The 13,720-nt window shown below is 72.8% G+C and carries 10 protein-coding genes and 1 pseudogene; 3 read left to right on the top strand and 8 right to left on the bottom strand.

Translation table 11 applies throughout. From position 1 onward, the window contains the following. Positions 1 to 68 precede the first annotated feature (68 nt). The 7 genes and pseudogenes from BCD49_RS35655 to BCD49_RS35630 form a co-directional block, all read right to left on the bottom strand. On the bottom strand, positions 69 to 3,347 hold the full coding sequence (locus BCD49_RS35655) for an FtsK/SpoIIIE domain-containing protein (protein WP_071042392.1): 3,279 nt from the start codon (positions 3,345 to 3,347) through the stop codon (positions 69 to 71). A 100-nt stretch (positions 3,348 to 3,447) separates the two neighbouring features. After that, positions 3,448 to 4,380, bottom strand: a complete 933-nt coding sequence (locus tag BCD49_RS42820) for a hypothetical protein (RefSeq protein ID WP_007512484.1) — start codon at positions 4,378 to 4,380, stop codon at positions 3,448 to 3,450. A gap of 39 nt (positions 4,381 to 4,419) precedes the next feature. Further along, positions 4,420 to 4,689 carry a WXG100 family type VII secretion target gene (locus tag BCD49_RS35645; protein ID WP_007512482.1) on the bottom strand — a complete coding sequence of 90 codons (270 nt, stop codon included), beginning with the start codon at positions 4,687 to 4,689 and terminating at the stop codon, positions 4,420 to 4,422. 396 nt (positions 4,690 to 5,085) lie between these two features. Then, a pseudogene (locus BCD49_RS35640) lies at positions 5,086 to 5,999 on the bottom strand (MerR family transcriptional regulator). A gap of 8 nt (positions 6,000 to 6,007) precedes the next feature. Next, a complete protein-coding gene (locus tag BCD49_RS35635) occupies positions 6,008 to 7,000 on the bottom strand; it encodes a polyprenyl synthetase family protein (protein WP_007512478.1) in 993 nt (330 codons plus the stop codon). Next, a complete protein-coding gene (locus BCD49_RS46030; RefSeq protein ID WP_269799825.1) occupies positions 6,997 to 7,125 on the bottom strand; it encodes a hypothetical protein in 129 nt (42 codons plus the stop codon). Before BCD49_RS46030 ends, BCD49_RS35635 begins: the two co-directional genes overlap by 4 nt. A gap of 200 nt (positions 7,126 to 7,325) precedes the next feature. Continuing rightward, a complete protein-coding gene (locus BCD49_RS35630) occupies positions 7,326 to 7,991 on the bottom strand; it encodes an NAD(P)-binding oxidoreductase (RefSeq protein ID WP_007512477.1) in 666 nt (221 codons plus the stop codon). A 126-nt stretch (positions 7,992 to 8,117) separates the two neighbouring features. Here BCD49_RS35630 and BCD49_RS35625 point away from each other — a divergent pair, with 126 nt between their 5' ends. After that, positions 8,118 to 9,068 (top strand): AraC family transcriptional regulator, encoded by a 951-nt coding sequence (locus BCD49_RS35625; protein WP_007512475.1) that lies wholly within the window; start codon positions 8,118 to 8,120, stop codon positions 9,066 to 9,068. A gap of 300 nt (positions 9,069 to 9,368) precedes the next feature. Continuing rightward, the gene (locus tag BCD49_RS35620) at positions 9,369 to 10,847 is read left to right on the top strand and encodes a DEAD/DEAH box helicase (RefSeq protein WP_007512473.1); all 1,479 of its coding nucleotides are present in this window, start codon (positions 9,369 to 9,371) and stop codon (positions 10,845 to 10,847) included. Between the two features lie 191 nt (positions 10,848 to 11,038). Here BCD49_RS35620 and BCD49_RS35615 read toward each other — a convergent pair whose 3' ends face one another. Further along, positions 11,039 to 12,025, bottom strand: coding sequence for an LLM class flavin-dependent oxidoreductase (locus tag BCD49_RS35615; RefSeq protein WP_232794293.1), 987 nt, complete (start codon positions 12,023 to 12,025; stop codon positions 11,039 to 11,041). 300 nt (positions 12,026 to 12,325) lie between these two features. Between BCD49_RS35615 and BCD49_RS35610 the strand changes: the two genes are divergently transcribed. Then, positions 12,326 to 13,669 (top strand): cytochrome P450, encoded by a 1,344-nt coding sequence (locus BCD49_RS35610; RefSeq protein ID WP_007512469.1) that lies wholly within the window; start codon positions 12,326 to 12,328, stop codon positions 13,667 to 13,669. The last annotated feature ends 51 nt before the right edge of the window (positions 13,670 to 13,720 follow it).

Here is a 13,720-nt window from a genome sequence, read left to right as displayed (position 1 = left end):
ACCCTGCCCCACGGCGGAGCGGTTCAGTGGACGTGGTCGCCAGCCGCGGCCGCGCGCCGGCCCGGTCGTCATGAGCTGGGCTCGGGTCCTCGGGGGAGTGGCGGTAGGCCGCGGGCGAAGGCGGCCAGCCAGCCGGGTGGCGGTATCTGGAACGGGCGTAGGCCGATGACGTCGCCGTCGTCGTTGAGCAGTGCCTGGCCGTCGCGCAGCCGGTTCGTCGCGAGTCCGGACAGGGCGTCGACCCGGTCGTACTGCTGCGGGCGCTGACGGGTCAGGACGATGCCGAACTGGTTCAGGATGTCGCGGTGCACGCGGCGCAGGCCGTTGCCGTCGATGGTCGCGACGACGAACACCCCGACCTCGGGTCCCTCTCGGAGCAGGTAGTCGAGCGGGACGCCCAGCCCCGCCGCACCGCCGCTCCAGGACGGTGCCGCGGAGATCCCGCGGCAGCGGTGCAGGCCGTTGAGGAGCAGGAACCGACAGTCCTCGACCAGGTCGACGGTGTAGCTGTCGTTCATGGTCCGCTTCTCCACCAGCTCCGCGAGCTCTCCGACGTGCGCCAGGGCGTCCGCCGCGCCGCACCGCCGCAGCCCGGGCAACAGCGTCACGAGTTCCTCATGCACCGCGGTGTACCGCTGGTCGACGGCGGTGAAGTCGACGACCGAGACCGCCRCCAGGCGGCCCGGGCCACGGCCTACACCCCCGGCGGCGAGCGACGCGCACACGGCCGTCAGCACACCCACGTTCGCCGGGTCGTCGCCGATGGCCAGCAGCGCGCGGTCGGCGCGGGCGGCGAAGTCGGTGTGCACCGGTGCCGAGAGCCCGAGCGGCTCGCCCAGCCAGATGCGCAACGGCGCGGCGGGCTCCCGCCGCGCGCCGGCGAGCTCGGCGAAGACGCCGCTGGTGATGTCGCCGGGCCGGTCGCCGTCGTAGACCAGGGGATCACGCGGGAAGTCCCGCGACCGGGCGAGCGCGCGGAACGTGTCCAGCAGGGCGGCGCGGTCGGCTGTCTCGAGGTAGGCGACCTGGAACTTCGTGTCCCGGCCGCGCTGGCCCGAGCTGGCGTTGTAGATGGCCTCACCGCGTGGCGCCAGCTCGGTGGCGGCCGGGTTGTTCTCGGCGAGGATGCGGCGGCTCACCTGGTCGTGGCACCGCAACGCGATACGGATCTCCATGTTGCGCACGGCGTCGCTGCCCATGCTGACCGGGCTGCTCGGTGTCTGGGACGCGAGCAGGACGTGGACGCCGTAGGCGCGGCCCATCCGCACCAGCGTCGCCAGATGCCCGGCCGCCTCCCGCCCGGTCTCGTCGTCGGCGTCGAACAGGACGTGGAACTCGTCGACGACCAGCAGCACCCGGGCCAGCATCGGGTCGTCCGCGTCCGCGTCCGCGTCCGCGCCAGTGCCGGTGCCGGTGCCGGTGCCGGTGCGGGTGCCGGCGGCCTCGGCCCGGGCCCGCCGGTAGCCGGCAAGATCCGCCGCCTGGTACCTCTTGAACAGGGCGGCCCGTCTCTCGATCTCCATCGTCAGCGTCCGCATCGTCTCCAGGCCGAACTCGCGCTGGCTGTGCATGGCGACGACCCGGGCGTGCGGCAGCGCCCGGCGCGCGTACTCCTGGAACTCGACGCCCTGCTTCATATCGATGAGGTAGAGCTCCAGCTCCGCCGGCGAGTAGAGGACCGCGGCCACGGTGATGAGCGTGTGCAGCAGGGTCGACTTCCCGGCCCCGGTCATGCCGGCGATCATGACGTGGTTGCKGGTGCCGTCACCCAGACGCATGACCATCAGGTCGTCCAGGCCGTACGTACCGAGGGGAACCGCGAGGCTCTCGGTCGCGTCCGCCTGCCACCAGGTGGACGGGTCACGCAGACGGACCAGCCGTTCGACACCGGCGATGCCACCCAGCTCCGGCCGGGTCGCCACCGGGAGCAGGTCGAACATCCGCTTCGGGGTGACGACGACCCGATCCGCGTCCCTCGCCGCGTCGGCGACGCGGTCCACGACGGTCCGCAGCACCTCCGACGCCTCCCAGCTCGACGCGGCCGGATGCTCCAGTTCGAACGTCCACTCACCCACGGCGGCCGGGGTGAGGACCGCCGGACCCGTCGTGACCTGCCCGTCCTCGCCCATGGCCAGGTGATGGGGGTAGTCAGCACTGTCCTGCGCGATCACGAGGATGGTGTAGACCCCGCACCGCGGGCCGTTCAGCATGACCTGGTCGAGCCGGGTGCGGCTTTCCGGGGTGGTGAACCCGCGAGGGAAGTCGAAGACGACGACGACGTGGTAGGGCTCGGGCCGGGCGCCAGGCCGTCGGTTGAACTCGACGAGCGAGCCGAGCCGGTGCGGTCCCAGCAGGTCGCGGTCCACCCGGCCGATCCGCTCGACCAGCTCGGTGAGCTTGTTCTCGATCTCCTGTGGGCGCACGAGGGGGTCGTCCATCAGCCGTACGTCGTCGGAGTTGAGGCCGGCGAGCGACCGCACCGCGCTGCCGAGCGCGATCGGGTCGATCACCGAGAGGCGCAGCCGGCCCGCGGGGATCGAGGCCAGCATGCGCCCGACCACACCCAGGACCGCGTCCGCGCGCCCGGGAACCCCCCGGCCGGCCCGAACGACGAGGTTGGTCGTCCCTGGGAACGGGAACAGCGCGGGCACCGTCAGCGGCTCGTCCTCGCACCCGCGCCGCGAGTACGTGCCGATGCGCAGCGCGTCGACAGGTTGGGAGAGCGGGTGCCACGCGCTCCAGTCGGCGTCGGCGGGTGGCATGGCCGCGTCGAGCTCGGCGCGCAGGGCGTCGACGGTGCGCCGCAGCTGGGCGAGGTCGCGCCGCCAGGCGTTCAGCGCGTCCTGGACGGCCTCGTTCCGGCCTCGCGTGGCGGCCTGCATGCCCTCCTGCCACTTGCGCGCGGCGTCCGCGCCCGAACGCGCGATCAGGTCGTCGCAGCGGCGTACCGCCGCGACGGCGACCGCGACCCAGTGCCGCTTCCTGCGCAGCGGCGAGCGCAGGCGACGGACGGCCAGCGTGAGCTCGGCGAGGGCAGCGGCGGCGCTGACCTCGGACGACGGGCCGGTCTCGTCCCGTTCCGCCTCCTCCCACAGCGACCAACGGGAACCGAGCGCCTCGCGCGCGCGACCCACCAGGTGGTCGACCTCGCGGGCACGCCAGTCGGCGTTGCCGGTCAGTGCTCGGCCGCGCGCCTTGTCCAGCTCGCCGCGGCGCGTGGCCAGCGCGGTGTCGGCCTTCTCGATCGCCTGCTCGGTTCGCTGGATGACGCGGTGGGCGTCGGTGCGCACCTGGTCCCACCGGCCGGCCAGATCTCGCACCGGACCGCCCGCGGCCGTCTCACTCATAGGTCCCGTTCACCCTTTCCCGGGATCCTTCGCGCGCTGCGTCAGTTCCCTCGCGCCCACTCGCGCCCATTCACGACCGGTCGGAATCGGACGGGTCTTGTTAGAGACCGCCGCCCTGGTTCGCGAGACCGCCGAGTATCCAGTGCACGGCGGCCTGAATGTCGAAGGCCATGGTCACCGCTTCACGCAGCCCACCGATCATCGGAGCCAGATGGTTTTCCTGATAACGCCGGCCGACACTGTCGTTCCAGCCCTTCTCCAGATCCGCGGTGCCGACGTCGAGTCCGGCAAGCAGGTCGCCGAGGAGGTCCGCGACACCGCCGACGCCCGCGCCTTCGCCGGCGAACGTCCTGAGGCCGTGCCGTGCGGGGGCTCCGGCGATCTGCGCCATGAACGCGGGCTGACGCAGGCTCGTCGCGCTCGCGGCCTGCCCCGGCACGTCCGCGAGGTACACGTCCAGCAGGTCCAGCAGCTCCGCCAGGAGGAAGATCGCGTCCGCCGCGAGGTCACCGAACCGGGTGGCGCACGTCGAGAACGTCCGTCCTCGGTCGACCTGTTCGCGGGCCCGGCCGCGCAGCGCGAGCGCGTTCTCCCGTAGCCGGACCGTGACAGTCCGTTCCGCTCTCGCGCGCTCCAGCTCCGCCTCGGCCTCCTCGACCTTGCGCCCGGCCACGTCGAGCGCCTTGGCCGCCCGGCGTTCGGCCTGGAGCGCCGCCTCGGTGTCGACACCCTCTACACCGGCTGTCGCGCCTTCGTTTGCCTGGCCGACGGCCGCCTCGGCCTCGCGCAGCGCACAGGCGGCCCGCTCCTCCTCCTCACGCGCGCGTTCCAGCGCCCGCTCGGCCGCGCGTACGGCATTCTCGGCCCTCGTGAGATCCTGGCTCGTGGCTCGCACCCGCTCCTCGGTCTGCTCGTAGAGGCCGGTCAGCCCGTCACGCTGCGTCACGATGGCGCGGTTGACGCTGGCCGCCAGGGCGGCGAGCTGGTGCGCGTGCGCGACCAGGACCGCTGGGACCACCGAGACGAGCGCCACCTGGCATCCACTCCTGGTCGTGCCTGACCTGGCCGCCGGTCAGCTGGCYTCGAGATACTCCGCGAGCTTCTGCGCCTTGTTTCGCAGCTTCGGCGGGATTTCGCCCATTTTGTCCGAAAGTGGCTTGAGCCGGCTGGTCGATTCCTCCAGCAGGTCGGCGATGTGCCGCCGCGCGTCGTCGTCCCACTCGAGATCGTCAAAGCGCTTGCGCAGCTTCTCCAACTCGGCCTGGGTATTTTCGACGAAGGTCTCTATTTCGCCGGCGAAATCCCGTAGCTCAGTCGGGTCCGCGTGTACGCGTCCGGACATGCTGCCTCGCTCAGAAGAAAGGACGTGGATGCCCGCGGCAGGGACACGCCGCGGAAGAAAGAGACCGGTGGCTGAGCCGGCCAAGGTGGCACCGAGCGGTTGGACCCGCCGGATTCAGGGCGCGACCCTGCCGCGCCCAACCGCTGTCGGGTGAGAGCGAGTGGCCATCGGCGGGTTCCCTTCCAGTCCGCACGGGGTCATGGTTCTTCCTCCCGCGGGCCGGGTCTCGGGGGTCCTGCGTCCCCGGTGGTCACGGCTCGCGGCAGTTACCAACAGAATGGCACGCGGGCCGGCCGGCGGGCAGCGAGTTCTCCTTTTGGTTGTTCCGGCGCCGTTCCGTTGTTTCGTTTACGGACCTGTGGTCATCGAGGCCGGAGTGGCCGGTGGCCGGGCAGATCATCCGTGGGCGAGTGGGCGCAGCAGCGCCACGGCGGCGGGGAGGTCGGCGGGTCGTTCGACGGTGGGGGGCAGGTCCGGCCAGCCGGGGCCGGTCGCGACGAGCACGGGTCGGTGCCGGTGGCGCAGGCAGGCCTGAAGCTGGTGCGGGTCGGCGGTGGTTCCGTATGTGACCAGATGACGACGGCGGTTGGCCGGGTCCGGCGGACGGTCTCCGTGAGCGCCGGCGTGGGGACGCTGGCGCCGAGCAGGCGGCTGGGCACGTCGTGTTCGGCCAGTGCGGCGGCGAGTGCCTCGAGCGGCAGGCTGTGCTGTTCGTCCGCGGCGCACGCGAGCAACAGCCGGGGCGGTCGTGCGCGGTCGGTGGGTCGGGGCACGGCGGCGAGTGCTTCGGAGACGCACCGCGACAGCAGGTGCTCGACCTCGATCAGCCCGCCGGTGGCGGCGTGCCGGCGCCCAAGGCCGGCGAAAACCGGCCGCAGGACCTCGTCCCAGGTGCCGGCGACTCCTCGTTCCTGGATGGCCGCGGCGATGATCTCGTGCATCGCGAGCGTGTCGAGCCGCATCGCGGCGCGGGCGAGGCCACGGGCGGCCGGGTCGGCGCGGCCGACCGGGACCGTGCGGCCGCCGCCGTCGCGGACGGCGGCGGGTGAGCTCCTCGGAGCGTGGTCCTCGGCGAGGGCGGTCCGGGCAGCCTCGGCGGCCGGCAGGCCGCGGGCGGTGAGACGGGCCATCAGGTCGAGCCTGGCGATGTCGCTCTCGGTGTAGCGGCGGTGTTGCCCGGGGGCGTGGTGGCTGGGTCCGAGGCCGTAGCGTTGATGCCAGGTCCGCAGGGTGGTGACCGCGACGCCCAGCCGGCGGGCGACGTCACCGGCGCTGGCGGTGTCCTGTTCGGGTGTCGGCTGGCCGGTCATGACTCGCGTCATGACTCGCGCTGGCTGGCCGCGGCGCAGAGGCAGCCAAGCGCCTCGCGGGTCGCCGGGTCGAGCGGAGCCTCGTCGACCGCGGCGAACGCGCAGGCGACCCGCTCGGAGATCATCCGGTCCAGCTCGGCCGCCGCGCCCGTCCGGGTGAGCAGCGCGGCCAGTCGTGGCAGATCCTCCGGAGCCCGGCGGGCGAGCAGTCGCCGCAGCTCGTCGGCCTCGGCACCGGTGGCCATGGCGCGGGCGAGTTCCAGCAGCACGGTCGACTTCCCGCGGGCGAGATCCTCGCCGACCGGCTTGCCGGTGACCCGCGGGTCGCCGTAGACACCGAGCAGGTCGTCCCGCAGTTGAAATGCCTCGCCCACCGCCATGCCATACCGGGTATATGCCCGCGCCAGCGGACCGTCGGCGGCCGCACCGCCGAGCACGGCTCCGTAGATCAGCGGTCTTGCCACCGTGTAGCTCGCCGTCTTGAGGCGAGCGACGTGCAACGCGCGCCCGATCGAGGACGACTCCAGCGCGCCGTCACCCAGCAGGTCCAGGAACTGCCCGGCAATCGCCTCCAGGCGCATGCGGTCGTAGCCCTGACGAGCGGCGATCAGCGTGGCCGCGGGCAGGTCCGCGCGGCTGGCGAGCCGATCCGCCCAGACCATGCACAGGTCGCCGACGAGGATCGCGGTGCTGCGCCCGAACTCGTCCGGGTCGCCGGGCAGTCCGAGGGCGACGTGCCGGCGGGCAGCCGCTCGGTGCGCGGTCGGCAGGCCGCGCCGGGTGGCCGAGGCGTCCATGACGTCGTCATGGACGAGTGCGCACGTGTGCAGAAGCTCCAACGCACCCAACGCCGGCAGAACCGACGTGGCGGGCCGACCCGGCCCGACGGCGCCACGCCACCCCCAGAAGGCGAACGCGGACCGGAGACGCTTACCGCCGCCGAGCACCATCTGCCGCGCGACGGTGACCAGTACCTCGAGGCCGGGATCCAGGCCCGTCAACGACGCTGACTCGCGTCCAGGAACTCGGTGAGCAGCCGGTCGACGGAGGTGGCGATCTCCCCGGAACGCGGTGACACGGCGCGGCGCGCGTCGGGGATTGACCTGGTAAGGGCGTCCTCTGCCACGCCGACAGCGTACGCCTGCCGACAGGTTGCGTCGATTTGTGCGTCGAAACACTGGCCGATCGTGGCTGGTGCGCCGTCTGGTCGACGCCGAACTCACCCAGGGCTGTCAGCCAGGGGGTAGCCGACGTATCCGGTCGAGGGCTGTCTCGGCGGAACGTTCCGTCATGCGGACCCGCCGTTCACCGAGATCGCCCGGGGGATCAGGCCGAGACGCTCAGGGTGCGGTGGATCGTGGCCGGGTCGGTGAGGGCGTTCGTGGCGACCCGGGCCACCTGGGACCGTGCCACCTTCATCCCGGCGGTCGTGTCGTCGGTCGTGACGTGCGCCGGCGCGTCGGTCTGGTCGTCGGTGAGCGAGACCGGGCGGATCAGCGTCCAGTCGAGGCCGCTGCCGCGGACGATCTCCTCCTGGCGCTCGCTGTCGCGGATCTGCGGGGCGAGCAGCAGCGCGAAGACCAGCTTGAGGGACCTGGGCAGCAGCCGGCGGCCCGCACCGAGGCCGTAGGTGGTCTGCGCGACGAGGCGGGGCACGCCGACCTGTCGCATCGCCGCGACGACGCGCGCCGTTCCCGTCGACCGAACGTCGAGCGGGGTGGCGGCGCGGCGCGCCAGCCGGACCTTCACCGGGTTGTCACTGATCCCGAGCGTGACGACCACCGCGTCCTGGCCGACCATCGCCTTCGCGAGTGCCTCGGCGTCCAGCACGTCGCCGTCGACGCGGACCACCTCCCGGTCCCGGTCGGCCGGCCCCAGGTCCGCGGCGCTCGCCGATCGCGCGAACGCGGTCACCCGGTGGCCTTCGGCCGCCAGCGCCCGGACCGCCGCGGCGCCGCTGCCCCTGCTCGCTCCTACGACCAGCACGTTCATCGTCTGCCTCCTTCTCGCGGTTCCCCGCGGTCCGCCGTTCGGACCTGGTTCCACGATCACGCGACGCGGTCGGACGTACAATGCTCGGAAGCCCGGCTCGATTGCTCATCCGTCCAGGGGGGCGCGGTGGCCGACGTTCTTGACGAGACGCTCGCCCACTTCGGTATGACCGGCGTCTTCTACGCGGTCTCGGAGCTGAGCGCGCCGTGGGGGATCGGCATCCCGCCGATCCGCGACACCGTGATGTTCCACCTGCTCACCGAGGGCGAGTCCCTCGTCGTCGACGTGGAGGGCCAGCGGGCCACCTCGGGTGTTGGTGAGCTGGTGCTCGTGCCACACGGAGCGGGCCACGTCGTCGGTTCCGACGCGGACGGGCCGGCGGTGCCGCTGTGGGACCTGCCCCGCGAGGAGGTCACCGAGCGCTACGAGCGGATGCGGATCGACGGGGGCGGCGCGCCGGCGCGGCTGATCTGCGGGGCGGTGGAGTTCACCGATCTGGCCGTCGGCCGGCTGATGGCGAGCCTGCCGCCACTGCTGGTCGCCGAGCAGCGCGACGGCTGGCTGCGCTCGACCGTCGAGGTGATGGCGGCCGAGTGCCGCGCGGCGGCGCCCGGCAGCGCGGTGGTGACCGCCCGGCTCGCCGACGTCCTCGTCGTCCACGCCGTCCGCGACTGGCTGCACCGCGAGCAGCCGACCCGCGGGTGGGTGGCGGGGGTCCGCGACCCACACCTCGGCCGCAGCCTGGCCGCGTTCCAGGCCGCGCCCAGCCGGGCCTGGGACCTGCCCGCCCTCGCCGCCGAAGCCGGACTGTCCAGGTCCGCGTTCGCCGCCCGTTTCACCGAGGTGCTGGGGGAGCCGCCGATGGCCTATGTCACGTCGTGGCGGATGGATCTGGCGGCCAGGCTGCTGGAGGACGGCGAGCTCAGCGTCGGTCGGGTCGCGGCCCGGGTCGGGTACGCCTCCGAGGCGGCGTTCAACCGGGCGTTCCAGCGGATCAAGGGGGCCACCCCGGGCCGGTGGCGGCGACCGTCCCCGCTGGAGGACGCGGCCCCGGCGTCACTGACCGGCGTCGACTGAACAGGACCGGTCCAGACCGCCCGTCGCCCGCCGCTCGTCGTCCGCCGGCGATGTCACACGCTGGTCAGCGCGGGTGCGGCGCACGGACCAGTTATGATGGCGCCATCAGCTCGTCGAGCTCCTGCCGCGAGTTGTCCGTGCGTCGCAGCACCCGATTTCTAGCAGCGGCTTCTCAACATCCGCTTCTCGGCATCGGGCCTCCGCTCCGCGCGTAACCGGTCGAGATCCTCGGGTCCCTGGTTGTCGGCGGGACATCCGCACAGATAGCGATCTTTCTTGTCTTCGTTCACCGATCTTGGCGTGCCCGCGCGCCTGACCGACGTTCTCACCCGTCTCGCCATCGAGACCCCCACCCCGATCCAACGGGCGACGCTGCCGGACGCGCTCGCCGGACGTGACATCCTCGGCCGCGGCCGCACGGGCTCCGGCAAGACACTCGCCTTCCTCCTGCCCGTGGTCGCGCGGCTGTCCGGCGGGCCTCGGGCCCGGGCCGGGGCCCCGCGCGCGCTGATTCTGGCGCCCACCCGCGAGCTCGCCGCGCAGATCGACACGGCGCTGCGGCCGCTGGCCGCCGCGGCCGGCCTCACCTCGTGCACCGTGTTCGGCGGCGTCGGTCAGAACCCGCAGGTGGCCGCGATCCGGCGGGGCGTCGACATCGTCGTGGCCTGCCCTGGCCGGCTCGAGGATCTCCTCGATCAGCGGCACTGCTCGCTGGCCCACGTGAAGATCACCGTGCTGGACGAGGCCGACCACATGGCCGACCTGGGGTTCCTGCCCGCTGTACGCCGGCTGATCGGCCAGACCCCGGCAGGCGGGCAGCGCATGCTGTTCTCGGCCACCCTGGACAAGGCCATCGACACCCTGGTGCGCCAGTACCTCACCAGACCCGCGGTACACGAGGCCGACTCGGCCCAGTCCCCGGTGGGCACCATGACGCACCATCTGCTGCACGTCGAGCGGGACAGCCGGCTTCCCGTGCTCGTGCACCTGTCCAGCGCACCAGGCCGCACGGTCGTGTTCACCCGCACGAAGCACGGCGCCAAGGCTCTGGCCCGCCACCTGAACCGCGCCGGCGTGCCCACGGTCGAGCTGCACGGCAACCTGAGCCAGAACGCGCGTACCCGCAACCTCGACGACTTCCAGGCGGGCCGCGCCTCGGCGCTGGTCGCCACGGACATCGCCGCCCGCGGCATCCACGTCGACAACGTGGCCCTCGTGATCCACGCCGACCCGCCGGCCGACCACAAGGCCTACCTGCACCGTTCCGGGCGTACCGCGCGCGCCGGCAACAGCGGCACCGTCGTCACCGTGGCGACCACGGAGCAGATCCGTGAGGTCACGCAACTGGCCCGCGCCGCTGGCATCAAGCCGACGACCACCCGGGTCGCATCCGCCGATCACCCGGTGCTCGCCTCGCTCGCCCCGGGCGCCCGGTCGCTGCCCAGCCCCGCGGCCGCGATCCAGCCGGAGACCCGAACCGCCCCAGCCCAACGGGTGCCGGCAGACGGAAACCGCGGCACCGAGCCGACACCTCGAACAGGCAGACGACGTGGACGCCGCCCCGCCGGTAACCACAGCCGCGGCGCCGGGCGGACCACAGCGTCTGCCGGGCGGACCACGGCGTCTTCCGGGCGGACCACGGCGTCTCGACCGCGTGCGGCCACGGCCACGGCTCGTGCCGGCTCACCTGATCACGAGGCCGCCCCGTCGCCCGCCCAGCGACCTGGGTCGCGACCGACCCACAGCGCCGCGACGTTCAGCGCACGCCGCGCCCGCTGACCAGACCCGGTCACGACGCGCCAGCGGTCACGTGATCGCCGAGTCCGCACGCTGTTCGCCGGTTGAGGCGGCCTGGTCAGGCCGGTGACGTGCGGCGACAGCGGCCACAGCGGTTGGGGATGCCCGGAGTGTGCCCCCCAGGGGCTCCGAGCATTCCCAACCCGTGGCCGCTGACCATCCTTGGCGCTGGCTTACGCGGCCTGGCGCCACGCTTCGGCCAGTGCGGCGAAGCTGGCCTTGCGACGATCGCGGTCGAGGCTCGGGGTGACGATGACGATCTCGTCGACCTCGGCCTCCCGCTTCATCTCCAGGAGCCGTTCGGCTACGGCCTTCGGCTCGCCGGTGACCATCCGGCCGTCGTCGTGGCGGGTGGAGCGGAACTGCGGCGACCTGGCGAACTCGCGGACGTCCTCCGGCCGCAGCGGCTCGCGTATCCCGCGGCTGATGTTCTGGATGGTCAGGGTCCACGCCGCCGTGAACTCGAGGGTCGCTTCCTCGTCCTCGCTCGCGAAGGCCAGCACGGACATCGCCGAGTACGGTGCCGCGCCCTCGGCCCGGGCAGTGAACTCGCGCCGGTAGCCGCGCAGCGCCTCGAACGCCAGGTCGGGGCTCATATGGTGCGCGAACACGGCGCTCAGGCCGTTGACGGCGGCGAACCGCGGGCCGTAGGGGCTCGATCCCAGGACGAACAGTTCGGGCCTCTCGTCGACCACGGGAGCGGCCACGAGTCGCGAGTAGGGATGCGAGGGCGGAAAGCCGTCCCCGAGGAACGCCAGCAGCTCGCCGACCTGCCCGGGGAACTCCGCGCCTGGATCGGCGGATGCCCCGCGGCGCAGCACGTGCGCGGTCAGGGGATCGGTTCCCGGCGCCCGGCCGAGCGCCAGGTCGATCCGTCCGGGGTACATCGCCAGCAGCGTCCGGAAGGTCTCGGCGACCTTCAGCGAGGTGTGGTTGGGCAGCATGATCCCGGCCGCGCCGACCCGGATCCGGGACGTGTGCGCGCCGACGTGCGCGGTCAGCAGCTCCGGGGCGCTGCACGCCAGGCTGGTCATGTTGTGGTGCTCGGAAACCCAGTACCGCCGGTACCCGGCCGCCTCGACGGTCTGGGCGATACTCACCGCGCCGGCGATCGCCGCGCTCGGGCTCTCGCCGTGCTCGATCCCGACGAAGTCCAACACGGCCAACGGAAGCGAACCCTCGGCACCACTCACCTTCAGCTCAAGGGCAGGCCCGCCAGCCGCATTCCCCGACCTCGACGTTCCCGTTGGTAGGCGGCGGGGCTCTGCGGGCGAGTGTCGGCGCCGGTCGCGCCCTCGCCGGTCAGCTCGCCCTGCGACGCCCGAAGCGCCGGTCGGTCGTCGCGGTTCGGATTGGGGGCTGGCTGACGTACCGTCGGCCCGTGTGGGGGACAGCTGCCCAGGAGACACCGCCGGCCGGGCTCGGCGGGGACCGGACGTGCCCGGCTGGTGGGCGTGTTCATGAGCGCTGACGGCGCTGACCTGTGGCGGGGTGGCGACGCGAGGCTGCCTGGGGACGGCGGTCCGCCGCTGGTCGGGTACACGCTGCGGTACCTGCGGGACCCGGCGCCGCACTGGCGGGCACGCTATGACCGGTACGGGCCGGTGTCGTGGGAGCGGACGTTCGGGCTGCGGGTGGTGACCATGCTCGGCGCGGACGCCGCGGGCGTGGCCCTGCGCAACCAGGAGCGGGCCTTCGCCAACGGCCCCGGCCAGGAGCTGCTCGCCGGGCCGTTCTTCCGCCGCGGGCTGACGATGCTCGACTTCGACGAGCACCGCCACCATCGCCGGATCATCGCCGCCGCCTTCGCCCCCGACCGGCTGCGCGACTACCTGGCGGGTATGAACCCGTCCATCGCGCGAGGCCTGGCCGGCTGGCGGCCGGACGAGCGGTTCAGGGTCTATCCGGCGATGAAGCAGCTGACCCTCGAGCTCGCGACCGAGATCTTCATGGGGGAGCGGCTCGGCCCGGAGGCCGACCGGTTCAACGCGGACCTGTTCGACTGCCTCCGGGCGGCGGCCTCGGTGGTCCGGGTACCGGTCCCGGGGCTGCGCTGGTCCCGTGGCCTGGCCGCGCGCCGGCGGCTGGAGGAGTTCCTACGGCCACAGGTGTCGGCGAGGCGGGCCGGCGACGGCCCGGACATGTTCAGCCGCCTGTGCCGGGCTCGGGACGAGGACGGCAACTCGCTGACCGACGACGACGTCGTCAGCCACATGATCCTCATGATGGCGGCGGCGCACGACACGTCGACGGGCACGATGACCAGCATGATCTACTTTCTGGCCCGGCATCCGGAGTGGCAGGAGCGCTGCCGCGACGAGTCACGCGCCCTCGGCACGGACGCGGTGGACCACGCCGACCTGGCCCGGCTGCCGGCGCTGGACATGGTGATGAGGGAGTCGCTGCGCCTGATCACCCCGGTGCCGCTCCTCGTGCGTCGGACGGTCCGCGACGTCGACGTGCTGGGTGTGCCGATACCGGCTGACACCCTCGTCGCCGTCGTGCTGGCCTTCAGCCACCGGATGCGCGAATACTGGCCGGATCCGGAGCGCTTCGACCCGGAGCGCTTCGCCGAGCACCGCCGCGAGGACAAGGCGCACCCCCACGCGTGGCAGCCCTTCGGGGGCGGCGCGCACACCTGCATCGGCCTGCACTTCGCGGGCCAGCAGGTCAAGGCGATCCTGCACCAACTGCTGCTGCGCTACCGGTGGAGCCTGCCGGCGGGCTACCGGCTCTCCCTCGACCGGTTCCCGCTCCCGGTCCCGCGTGACGGTCTGCCCGTCCAGCTCGAAGCGATCACCTGACCTGAGCGGCCACACCGGCCGTCCTGAGCGTGGTTCTCAGCAGTCTGAACT

This window comes from Pseudofrankia sp. EUN1h, from assembly GCF_001854645.1.
GTDB lineage: Bacteria > Actinomycetota > Actinomycetes > Frankiales > Frankiaceae > Pseudofrankia > Pseudofrankia saprophytica.
The sequence above is the reverse complement of the archived record's forward strand: the minus strand, read 5'-3'. Positions and strand labels throughout refer to the sequence as shown.